Origin of the sequence: Campylobacter sp. US25a (genome assembly GCF_004379075.1) — a bacterium.
Classification (GTDB): domain Bacteria; phylum Campylobacterota; class Campylobacteria; order Campylobacterales; family Campylobacteraceae; genus Campylobacter_D; species Campylobacter_D jejuni.
Genome location: NZ_RYYM01000001.1, coordinates 242,485 through 254,105, shown reverse-complemented (window position 1 = coordinate 254,105; position 11,621 = coordinate 242,485). Strand labels below are relative to the sequence as shown.

General features: G+C 30.9%; 9 protein-coding genes and 2 pseudogenes. 4 read left to right on the top strand and 7 right to left on the bottom strand.

Annotated features, from left to right (window positions below; genetic code table 11):
• Positions 1 to 44: 44 nt before the first annotated feature.
• From ELQ12_RS01315 to ileS, 7 genes and pseudogenes are all read right to left on the bottom strand, one after another.
• Positions 45 to 2,017 (bottom strand): annotated as a pseudogene (locus tag ELQ12_RS01315) (LTA synthase family protein).
• Between the two features lie 11 nt (positions 2,018 to 2,028).
• On the bottom strand, positions 2,029 to 2,805 hold the full coding sequence (locus ELQ12_RS01310; RefSeq protein ID WP_070242933.1) for a carbon-nitrogen hydrolase family protein: 777 nt from the start codon (positions 2,803 to 2,805) through the stop codon (positions 2,029 to 2,031).
• Positions 2,798 to 2,971, bottom strand: a complete 174-nt coding sequence (xseB, locus tag ELQ12_RS01305) for an exodeoxyribonuclease VII small subunit (protein WP_002853034.1) — start codon at positions 2,969 to 2,971, stop codon at positions 2,798 to 2,800. Before xseB ends, ELQ12_RS01310 begins: the two co-directional genes overlap by 8 nt.
• Positions 2,968 to 4,425 (bottom strand): IMP dehydrogenase, encoded by a 1,458-nt coding sequence (guaB, locus tag ELQ12_RS01300; protein ID WP_002870560.1) that lies wholly within the window; start codon positions 4,423 to 4,425, stop codon positions 2,968 to 2,970. Before guaB ends, xseB begins: the two co-directional genes overlap by 4 nt.
• A gap of 9 nt (positions 4,426 to 4,434) precedes the next feature.
• Positions 4,435 to 5,796, bottom strand: a complete 1,362-nt coding sequence (gene gatA, locus ELQ12_RS01295) for an Asp-tRNA(Asn)/Glu-tRNA(Gln) amidotransferase subunit GatA (RefSeq protein ID WP_070261220.1) — start codon at positions 5,794 to 5,796, stop codon at positions 4,435 to 4,437.
• Positions 5,793 to 5,903 (bottom strand): hypothetical protein, encoded by a 111-nt coding sequence (locus tag ELQ12_RS01290; protein WP_002870558.1) that lies wholly within the window; start codon positions 5,901 to 5,903, stop codon positions 5,793 to 5,795. The genes gatA and ELQ12_RS01290 overlap by 4 nt, the downstream gene beginning before the upstream one ends.
• Positions 5,897 to 8,650: an isoleucine--tRNA ligase gene (gene ileS / locus ELQ12_RS01285; protein WP_070242931.1), complete on the bottom strand. Its 2,754-nt coding sequence runs from the start codon at positions 8,648 to 8,650 to the stop codon at positions 5,897 to 5,899. Before ileS ends, ELQ12_RS01290 begins: the two co-directional genes overlap by 7 nt.
• A 98-nt stretch (positions 8,651 to 8,748) precedes the next feature.
• Between ileS and ELQ12_RS01280 the strand changes: the two genes are divergently transcribed.
• From ELQ12_RS01280 to ELQ12_RS01265, 4 genes and pseudogenes are all read left to right on the top strand, one after another.
• Complete coding sequence (locus ELQ12_RS01280; RefSeq protein WP_002852915.1) at positions 8,749 to 9,837, top strand: CinA family protein; 1,089 nt, start codon at positions 8,749 to 8,751, stop codon at positions 9,835 to 9,837.
• 11 nt (positions 9,838 to 9,848) lie between these two features.
• Positions 9,849 to 10,273: pseudogene (locus ELQ12_RS01275) on the top strand (GNAT family N-acetyltransferase).
• Positions 10,274 to 10,337: 64 nt separating this feature from the next.
• Complete coding sequence (locus ELQ12_RS01270) at positions 10,338 to 10,958, top strand: nitroreductase family protein (protein ID WP_070261222.1); 621 nt, start codon at positions 10,338 to 10,340, stop codon at positions 10,956 to 10,958.
• Positions 10,958 to 11,563 (top strand): NAD(P)H-dependent oxidoreductase, encoded by a 606-nt coding sequence (locus ELQ12_RS01265; protein WP_070252702.1) that lies wholly within the window; start codon positions 10,958 to 10,960, stop codon positions 11,561 to 11,563. The genes ELQ12_RS01270 and ELQ12_RS01265 overlap by 1 nt, the downstream gene beginning before the upstream one ends.
• The last annotated feature ends 58 nt before the right edge of the window (positions 11,564 to 11,621 follow it).

Genomic DNA, 11,621 nt, shown 5'->3' with positions numbered 1-11,621 from the left:
AGGCTAAATTTTAGCACTTTTTTACTAAAAAGAAAATATAAATCCTATTTTGAAATGCCTAGACGCTGACTTAATTGATAAAGATTTAATTCTTTATAAAATTGAGCGAAATTTTTATGGTATTCATCAAGCTCAAAGGCATGATTGTATCTTTTAAGGTATTATTATTTTCAAAATAATACCCCTTAGCACCGCTATATACTCCATTTTTATCAATCCATACAGCATCGTTGATCCCAAATTCAAATTTCTCATCACTTGGTCTTGCTAATATATTTCTTCCGCCTACGCTTAAATACTTAACATTATTTAAACTTAAAGCATAAAGAGTTGGAAAAATATCCTTATGAGATCCTATACGATTCTTATCATAATAAATATTATCTTGCAAATCCTTAGGAATATAAAGATAAAAAGGCACGCTATAAGCAAAAGCTTTTTGGGAATTTAAATCCATACTCATTTCGCGTACTCTATGATCTCCAGTTGCTGCTATAATGACACTATCTTTAAAAGAACTCTGTTTTATTTTATCTAGAAATTTTCCAAATTCATTGTTTGCATAAACATAAGCTTTGATAATATTGTCTTGTTTATCTTTTTCATAAGGAAGCATATTAAGCAAAGTTTGTGGAATGTTTTGTAATTTTGGCAAATCATTTTGCGGAATTTTATAAGGTGGATGATTAGAAATAGTAAGAGCAATTATAAGGGTGTTGTGTGGATTTTTTTGAAGTAAGTCATAAACTTTTTTATATAAAAACTCATCAGCAATCCCATAACCATTTTCGCTATCTTTTGCTCCATTATACTCTTTCATTAAAATATTTTCATCTATAATCTCATCTACTCCCAAAATACTGAGATAATTTTTAATATTTTGCCAAGATCCATTACCTGCACTTACAAAAATCACCTTATATCCTGCTTTCTTATAAACAGCAATAGGTGTTAAATCTAAATAAGTTTTCTGAAATTTACTTGTAGAAATATTAGAAAATGGACTTACAAAAAATAAGTTTGCAAAACTTGGTATAGTTCCATTACTAGAACTCAAAAAACGTTTGAATAAAAAATCTTGCTTAAAATGTTTATCTAACGAACCCAAAAAATTATGTTCTGTATTTGTAAAATCAGCCAAATTAAGCCCAAAACTTTCCATTAAGTTAACAAATACACTAGGATGATTCTTTTCAGCTTTTAGATTTATAGGACTTTGATGCAAATAATCAAAAAGTTTTTCTTTAAGTTCTTGTGCTTTCAAAGGTGTGATAACCTTCAAAGCCGCTTCTTCTTTATATTGTTTTAAAGCCCAAGAAAATGCCATAATTGGATTTAACATTGTATCATTTACAACACTATACTCACTAAAAGAATAATTTTGTACATTTATAGCCACGTGCTTAAATGGACCCCTTAAGGCTATAACATAAACAATAATTAATATTAAATTTAAAGCTATCAAGGGAAACAATCTTAAATTAATAGGTTTTAACTTTAAATTTAATATTTTCAAATTTAAAAAAATACAAAAAATTCCAAAAATCAACATTAAAGCTAAAATTTTTAAAATTGGATAATCATGATAAATAATACTTAAAATAGTTTTTGTATTATCATCTTTTAGAGTAAACATAAAAATATCAAATTTAGTCTTATAAATTTCGTAATAATAGTATTTTGCATAAGAAAATCCTATACAAAGACAAGAAAGAACAATTATATAAATGCTTGAAAAAATGAAATAAAAATTTTTACTATATATTACTAACTTATTATTTATTTTTATATTAGAAAAAATTAAACTTAAAAAACCACAAAGTAAAAGTGGCAAAAATGCTGCGCTTAAAAATCTTATATCATGAAAAATACCTAAAAGAAACATTAAAAAGATTTCATTTTTATCACTAATTAAACCAGTAGGGATAAAAGAATTTTGCATTAAAATACGATTAATGGTAAAAATTACTATAAATAATACACTAAAAATAAAAATTTGAAGTAAAATTTTTCTCATATTTACCTTCTTTAAAAATTCTTAAGAATTTTATCAAAACCCCAAAGTTTTCTTGCTTCATCACTTTTTTTAGGCTCTATAATAAGCATTTCTTCTTCAGAACCTAATCTACTTTCTATCTCACCAAAAGCGTTGATAAACAGAGTATCACCGTAAAAATTCCACTCATCTTTTGTTTTGCCTATGCGATTTACTCTTAAAATGCTTGTAGAATTTAAAAAAGCTCTTGTTTTTAAAAGTTCTTCCCATCTTTGTTTGCTTTCAAAGGTACAAGCACTAGGAACGATAACCAAATCAATTTTTTTCGCCATAATCTGTTGCCAAAAAATATCAAAATACGTCTCAAAACCAAAAAGCAAAGCACATTTTAATTTTTCATAATTAAAAGTAAAAATTTTTAATTCTGATGGAGTTTTGTTGCTGAAAAATTTTTCTTCATTCCAATGTTCATAAGGCATTAAAATTTGCTGTTCATAGCTTTTAACACCATTTGGAGCAACTTTTAAGCAAAGTTTTTTATAATTTTTAGCTTCAACGCTTACATAAGGAGCGATGATTTCTAATTCATATTTTTTAGCAAATTTAATTAAACTTTCTTTTTTGGCTTCGCTTTGTTCTTTTATCATATTTCTTGGCATGTGTAAAAGTTCTGTAAAAAAACTATTGATCACATATTCGCCCAAAACTACCAAATTTGCCCCATTGTCTTTTGAAGCTTTAAGATAATAATCGAGCCTTGATTCACTTAAAGCTAAAGTTGGAAACTGTAAAGCCGCTATTTTACTCATCGATTTGCTCCACTTCTAATTTTGCTTTTTCAAGCTCAAGTCTTGCTTTTTTGATACTCTCTAAACCTTCTTTGTAAATTTTTACACTTTCATCTAAGGCAAGCTCTTGATTGTTTAATTTTTCCAAAGATTCATTAGCGTGTTTTAAATTTTCTTCAAAACTCATTGATGATTAACCTTGTAATTTGGTGCTTCATGAGTGATAGTAACATCATGTACATGACTTTCTTTAAGCCCTGCAGTGGTAATTTCAACAAATTCAGCTCTTTTTTGAAAATCTTCTATATCTTTAGCCCCAACATAACCCATAGAAGAACGCAAACCTCCTAAAAGTTGATGCACCACGCTTCTTATACTTCCCACATAAGGAACACGCCCTTCTATACCTTCAGGAACGAGTTTATCTTGAGCGGTACCTTGCTGAAAGTATCTATCCGAACTTCCCTTTTGCATAGCCCCAAGCGAACCCATACCACGATAAGACTTATATTGTCTTCCTTGATAAGTAAAAAGCTCTCCTGGACTTTCATCCGTTCCAGCTAAAAGCGATCCTATCATAACAGAACTCGCACCCACAGCTAAAGCTTTTGCAATATCACCTGAATATTTAATCCCGCCATCAGCTATGACAGGAACGCCAAATTTATTTGCTTCTTCCACGCACTCATCAATGGCCGAAATTTGAGGCACACCCACACCTGAAACAATACGCGTAGTACAAATACTTCCTGGCCCAATACCTACTTTAACCGCATCTACTCCTGCTTCACAAAGTGCTTTTGCTGCGGCTGCAGTAGCGATATTTCCTGCGATAAGATCTAAATTTGGATATTTAGTTTTAATTGCTTTTATCGTATCAATAATACCCTTAGAATGTCCATGCGCAGAATCAAGCACAACAACATCAACGCCTGCTTCAACTAAAGCATCCACACGATCCATTTGCCCTACTCCTATAGCCGCACCCACGCGTAATCTTCCAAAATTATCTTTATTGGCATCAGGATATTCTTTGCGTTTTTTAAGATCTTTTATAGTGATAAGTCCTTCCAAGCGTCCTTGTTCATCAACTATAGGAAGTTTTTCTACTTTGTTGGTGCTGAAAATTTTTTCTGCATCATCTAAAGTACAACCCTTTGGAGCAGTAATTAAAGGCATTTTAGTCATAACATTTTCAACCAAATTTGAAAAATCACTCTCAAATCTTAAATCACGATTGGTAAGTATGCCTATTAGTTTCTTATCTTCATCTACTACAGGAACACCTGAAATTCTATACTCTGCCATGATTTCTAAAGCCTCTGCAACACTTGCTTTAGGACTTACAAAAATAGGATCGATAATCACTCCACTTTCACTTTTTTTCACTCTTTTTACTTCTCTAACTTGTGAAGCTATATCCATATTTTTATGAATTACCCCAAGTCCTCCAAGTCTTGCCATCATGATAGCAGCTCTGTGTTCAGTAACTGTATCCATAGCCGCAGAGATTAAAGGCATATTTAAAGTGATATTTTTTGTTAGTTTAGTGTGAATTTTTACTTCCTTAGGTAGAACTTCAGAATACCCAGGACGCAGTAATACATCTTCAAAAGTTAAAGCTCTTTTTACAATTTTCATCTTTCATCCTTAATTTTTAATCATTTGTTCTAAACTTAAAGCCCCATCTAACAAGGTTTGTTCATCATAAGCTTTGCAAATCAGTTGTGCTGATATATTAAGCCCTTCTTTATCTTTTGCAACAGGCACACTAATGCCTCCAAGTCCTGCTAAATTTACAGAGATAGTATAAACATCTTCTAAATAAGTTTGCATAGGGCTTTTTTGAGTATCAAATTTAAAAGCCGTTGTAGGAGTTACAGGCATAAAAATAAGATCACAATCTTGCAAAATTTCTTCATATTTTGCCTTGATAAAAGCTCTAGCTTTTTGTGCTTTGATATAATACGCATCATAATATCCACTACTTAAAACAAAAGTTCCTAACAAAATTCTTCTTTTTACTTCTTCGCCAAAACCTTCGCTGCGTGTATTTACATACATTTCTTTTAAATTTTGGATATTTTCAGAACGCTTGCCATAACGCACCCCATCATAACGACTTAAATTTGCACTTGCTTCAGCTGTTGCGATGATATAATACGCTGCGATATCAAACTTAGAATCAAGCAAATTTTTATATACAATCTCATGTCCATTAGCTTTTAATATATCTATGGTTTTTAAAAGTGCGTTTTTTACTTCGCTATCTGCATCATTGACATAATTTTCAATCACTGCAATTTTTAATTTTTTATTTGCATTTAAATTTGGAGCGGTTTTGATAAACTCGATATTTGCACTCGTGCTATCCATTTTATCATATCCTGCGATCGCATCATATAAAATTGCCGCATCTTCTACATTTTGCGTTAAAACCCCGATTTGATCCAAACTTGAAGAATAAGAAGCCAAACCATAGCGACTTACTCTTCCATAACTCGGTTTAAATCCTACACAACCACAAAAAGCCGCAGGTTGGCGTACAGATCCTCCTGTATCAGAACCTAAACTTGCTAAAGCCAAGCCACCCACTACCGCAGCAGCACTTCCACCACTTGACCCACCTGGAACACGCTCAAAATTTAAAGGATTTAAAGTTTTTCCATAACAAGAACTCGCTGTTGAACTTCCCATAGCAAATTCATCCATATTACAACGCCCAAAAGGAGAAAAACCGTTAGCCTTTAAATTAACAATCGCACTTGCATCATAAGGAGCGATATAACCTTGTAAAATCTTACTCGCACTAGTAAGCTCCCAACCTTTTACACTGATATTATCTTTTATAGCTACAGGCACACCTTCACCTGAAACACTTAAGTCCTTATCTAAAAATTGTTCGATATAAGCACCTATTTTTTTTTCTTTTTTTGCTTTTTCATTGAGTTCTTTTTTTAAATTTTCAAGTTCTTCTTTGGAGTATTTTAAAGCTTCTTTTAAAGTTGTCATTTATTTTCCTTTGTTTTTTTGATCAAAAATACCGCTAAAGCACTAAAAGCCAAAACCACCGCTATAGTTGTGATGATAATACTATTTGAAATAGGATTTTCTAGCATTGAATCCCTTTTAAAACTTCTTCACATCTTAAACAAGGCGTTTCTTCATCTTTACTTTGAAGTTTCCAACATCTTGGGCATTTACAAAGTGAAGCTTTGGTGATTTTAAATTTCTCATTCTCTACTTCAAATTCAGCCAAAATTTCTTCATTTTCATTACTGATTTGACTTACCATAAACCAATCGGCTAATTCCTCATTTGGGAATTTATTAAAACTGATGTTTAAATTTAATTCCAAAGTAGATTTAATGATTTTATCTTTTTTAAGCATATCAATTTGTTCAAAAAATTTCTCTCTAGCACTCATTAAAAATGTATCATCTATACCAAAATCATAATCAAAATCTTGAGTTAAACTTAGATCAAATACATCTTTTGCATCGCCTTTGATTAAAACATTGGCATGTTCTAAAGCCTCATCTACGCTATAGCTTAAATTTGGAGCAAGTAAATTTAAAAGCTCTTTTGTTATCAAAGCCATAGCCACTTGAGCGGATTTTCTTCTTTGAGCATTTTCATTATCGCAATAAAGCCTATCTTTACTAATATCAAGATAAATCCCACTTAAATCCGCACTTAAGAAATTTAAAAGCAAACTAAAACCTTTAGCAAATTCATAAGCAAAAAATGCCTCTTTGCTTGCTTTAAAAACTTTAGTTGCACGGCTTAATATCCATTTATCAATAAAACTAAATTCTTTAACTTCTAAATCTTTTAAGTCATTTGTATTAGCAAGTAAAAATCTTATAGTATTTCTTATTTTGCGGTATTGTTCACCCACTTGTTTTAAGATATTGTCTGAAATTTTTAAATCACTTGAATAATCACTTAAAAGTATCCAAAGTCTTAAAATTTCAACTCCATAGGTTTTTGCTACATATTCAGGAGCAATCACATTGCCTTTAGATTTAGACATTTTTTGCCCTTTTTCATCCGTAGTAAAACCATGAGTTAAAATACTTTCATAAGGCGCGCTTTCATTGATCGCTGTACCTACAAGCAAAGAGCTTTGAAACCAACCCCGATGCTGATCGCTTCCTTCTAAATACATACTTGCTCTTTTTTCTCCTGCATCATAAAGTCCGCTATTTAAAACTGCATTAAAAGTACTTCCACTATCAAACCAAACATCTAAAATATCATATACTTTTTCTAAATTTTCAGCTTTATATTTTGAATTTTCAGGAATTAAATCTTTGATTTCAAACTCCCACCACGCATCAGCACCGTGTTTTTCAAAAATAGCTACTACAAAGTCAAAAAGTTCATCATCAAAAATCACTTCTTTAGTGTTTTTATCTCTAAAAAAGGCTATAGGCGTTCCCCAGTCCCTTTGTCTTGAAATACACCAATCTGGTCGATTTTCCACCATAGAACCTATTCTTTTTACTCCGCTTTGCGGATAAAAGGTTGTTTTTAAAAGTTGTTCTTTTGCACACTCTCTTAAAGTTTTTCCTTGAAGTTTTGGTTCATCCATTAAAATAAACCATTGTTTAGTAGCTCTATAAATCACAGGCTTATGCGTTCTCCAACAAAATGGATAAGAGTGTATAAATTTAGAAGAATGTAAAAGTTTTTCGCCTAAAAGTTCTAAAATTTTTTCATTGGCCTTAAAAATATGAAGACCTATAAACTCTTCAAGCAAATGAGAAGGCAAAAGCCCTTTAGCTCTTAAAGTTTCATCATAACATCCGCTATCATCAACAGGCATTAAAACCTCAATGTCATATTTCAAACAAGCATAGTAATCATCTTCGCCATGTCCTGGTGCAGTATGTACAAGTCCACTTCCACCATCCATCAATACATGCTCGCCCATAATTAAAACAGATTTTCTTCCATTTAAAGGATTGATAGCTTCAAGTTTTTCAAATTCTTTTGCGTTTAATTCTTTTTGAATTTCTCCACTTGTAAGTCCTTTTTCTACCATACTTTTAAGTAAAGCACTTGCAAAAATCAAACCTTCTTTAGTGATCACATAATTTTCGTTAGGATTTAAGGCTATAGCTTGATTAGCCACCAAAGTCCAAGGCGTAGTTGTCCATATCACTGCACTTGCTTTTGAAACGCCTAATTTTTCACAAGCTTTTATATCCAAATCAAAAGCCACAAAAATAGAATAATCCTCTTTATCTTGATATTCTACTTCAGCTTCTGCTAAAGCTGACTTTGCCGCCCAACTCCAAAAAACAGGTTTAGAACGCTCACAAAGTAAGCCTTTTTTAGCAATCTCGCATAAAGTTCTATAAATCGCTGCTTCAAACTCAAATTTCATAGTCAAATAAGGCTTATCCCAATCTGCAATAATGCCTAAATTTTTAAATTCTTCTCTTTGGATATCTACAAATTCACTCGCATGTTGTCTGCAAAACTCACGAATTTCTTTTTTACTTAAGCTTTTTTTCTTTTCTCCAAGCTTTACTTCTACTTGTTGCTCTATAGGTAAACCATGACAATCCCACCCTGGAGTAAAACGCACACTCTCACCTTTAAAATAATGCGTTTTGATAATAGTTTCTTTTAAAATTTTATTTAAAGCATGTCCTATATGGATATGTCCGTTAGCATAAGGGGGGCCATCGTGTAAGGTAAAACTTTTTTTCGCATTTTTGCGATTTTCTTTCATTTTTTCATAAGCATAACTTTGCTCAAACCATTTTTTAAATCTTTGCGGTTCAAGTTCCGCTAAATTCGCCCGCATAGCAAAAGTAGTGCTGGGCAAAAGTAGAGTTTCTTTGTAGTCCATTTTTTCCACCTAATTTTTAATAATCTTAAATTCTACTCAAATTAGCTTTAATTTCTACTTTGTTTTTGGCTATAATTATAAGAAAAAAAGGAAAATTTATGAAACATTTGCTTTATCTTATAGGAGATGAGCTTACTATAAACGAAAAATTCAAAAATTATATTTATAGAACTTATGAAGAAAAATTTAAAGAAATTAACGAAATTCGCATACAAAATAAAACCGATAAAGATTTACCCTTTTTGCTTGAAAACCTCTTAAATCAGTATGATTTTATCACTTTATTTACAAGCCCTTTGCATTATGCGACTGTTGCTAAAATTTTAGCAACTTTAAATGATGATAATCTTATCTTAAAAGATGATACCTTGGTTCCAGATAAAGCAGAATTTAGTAAAAATAGCTTTGTGTGTAATTTTTCAAATTCAAAAATCAATGTCGTTAAAATAAATCCAAGCGAAAAATTACCCAATCTTCTTGGGCATATAAAATTAAATTTTGCATATTTTTGCATTTTTGGTATGGATGATGAAAGCGCTATATTGCTACTGCAAACCCTAACAAAATCTTATGAGATAAGTATAAAATCAACCAAGCTTTTAGATAATCTTGTGCTTATTAAGGCCACTTGCGCTAATTTTGGAAAACTTGATGGTTTTTTAAATAGCGTAAAAAATCTTTTTGGACAAAAGGTGTTTTTGGGTAAAGATCCTATACATTTTATAAGCTCTAAACTTTTAGAAAAAAAATTAAAAATTTCTTTTGCTGAAAGTTGCACAGGTGGACTTTGTGCAAGCACCTTAACCAAAATTTCAGGTGTAAGTGAAATTTTTGAAGGTTCTATTGTAAGTTATTCCAACCGCATCAAACACGAATGGCTTGGAATTAGCGAAAGCGTCTTAGAAAATAATGGCGAATACAGTGAACGTTGTGTTTATTTTATGCTAAAAGGTATTTTTAAAACAGCTAATCCTGATTTTGCCTTAGCTATTAGCGGAGTAGTTGGCGAAAAAGATGAGGGAAAAATAAAATCAGGCACTATTTATATAGGTGCAATGTTTAGAGATGGAACTTTTATCCAAGAAACGCTTTATTTAGATGGAGATCGTGAATTTATGCAAGAACAAGCTGTTTTGGCAACTTTTTGCCTACTTTTAAAATTAAAACCTGAGATTTTTGAAATTTAAGGGATTTAAAAATGAAAGAAATTAAGCTAAAAGAAGACTTGGAAAAAATTTATCCCTTGATAAAACAATTAAGAAATAACCTATCTCTGAAAGATTTTTTAGACAAAATCCAACTTGCTACACAAACTCAACATTATAAACTTTTTGCCTATGAAAATGAGGGAAGCTACAAAGCAGCTTGTGGAATCATGCCTTTTAATGTACTTTATCATAACCATTGTCTTTATATTTGTGATTTTGTCGTAGATGAAACTTTAAGAGGAAAAGGCATGGGTGTCAAGCTTTCTTAAAAAATCCAAATTTGAGTAAGAAATCAAGGATATGAAGAATTAGAACTAAGTTCAAGTTTTTTAGAACACAAGCTCATGAATTTTATATCCAAAAAATGGGTTTTGAAAAATCCGGTTTTGTTTTTAAGAAAAATATCAAACTATAATATTTTTTGATTAAGCTTTGCATTTTATAATTAATATTATTATTTTTTGATTTTAAGGAATAAAATGAATTTTAAAGAACTAATTTCAAAACGCAGAGCTTGTAAACTTTTTAATGATAAAAAAATCAATGAAAAGGATTTGCATTTTATCTTAGAAAGTGGAGTCTTAACCCCAAGCTCACATGGATTTGAGCCTTGGAAATTTGTAGTATTAGAACAAAAAGAACACAATCTTAAACTCTCAACTCTATGTTACAATCAACAAAATGTAGCAAGTGCGAGTCATAATATCATTTTTCTAGCAAGAAAAGATCTTCAAAGCAAAGATGAATTTGCACAAAAACAAGTGCGTCGTTTCTCAGGTTCTAGCGAAGAAAATTTTCAAAAAATTTTAGAAATTTACACCCATAAAACCAATGCAATGAATGATAATGAACTCTATCATTACGCACAACTTCAATGCTATCTTTCTATGATGCAAATGTCGCTAGCTGCAATGAGCTTAGGTATTGATTCTTGTATGATAGGTGGCTTTGAAAAAGCTAGGGTTGATGATTTTCTTCATTTAACTTATCCTTTTGAAACTGCTGTAATTTTATCCTTAGGATATAAAGCCCACGAACCAAAATATTCTACTCAACGCTTAAATTTTAATGAAGTCGTCGAATTTTACAAGGAAAAATAATGAAAAAAGAACTTGAAATTTTTAGCTCAAGATATTCTTGTAGAAATTTTAAAAATGAAAAACTCAAAAAAGAGGATTTAAATTCTATTTTAGAAATAGCAAGATTAAGCCCCAGCTCCTTAGGACTGGAACCTTGGAAATTTATAGTAGTGCAAGATGAGAAAAGAAAAGAAGAACTTTCTAAAATTTGCAACCAACAAAAACATGTAAAAGATTGTGCTGCATTAATTATCATCATTTCAAGACTTGATTTTTTGGATTATTTTGAAGAAAAACTTAGAAAAAGAGATATGAGCGAAACAGAAATTCAAAAACGCTTAGATACTTATATGCCTTTTTTAAAATCTCTAAATCAAGAACAAAAAATATCTTATGCAAGAGAACAAGCTCATATAGCTCTAGCTAGCATACTTTACAGTGCTAATGCTTTAAATATAGCAAGCTGCACTATAGGTGGTTTTGATAAAGAAAAGCTTGATTCTTATTTATCACTTGATATTCAAAAAGAAAGATCAAGTTTGGTGGTGGCTTTAGGATATTGCAACGATAAAAAAAATCCTCAAAAAAATCGTTTTAGTTTTGATGAAGTTGTAAAATTTATTTAAATTTTGCTTTTAAGCAAAATTTAAATAAAAATAAACTGATTCTTTTTTGTATTTTTAC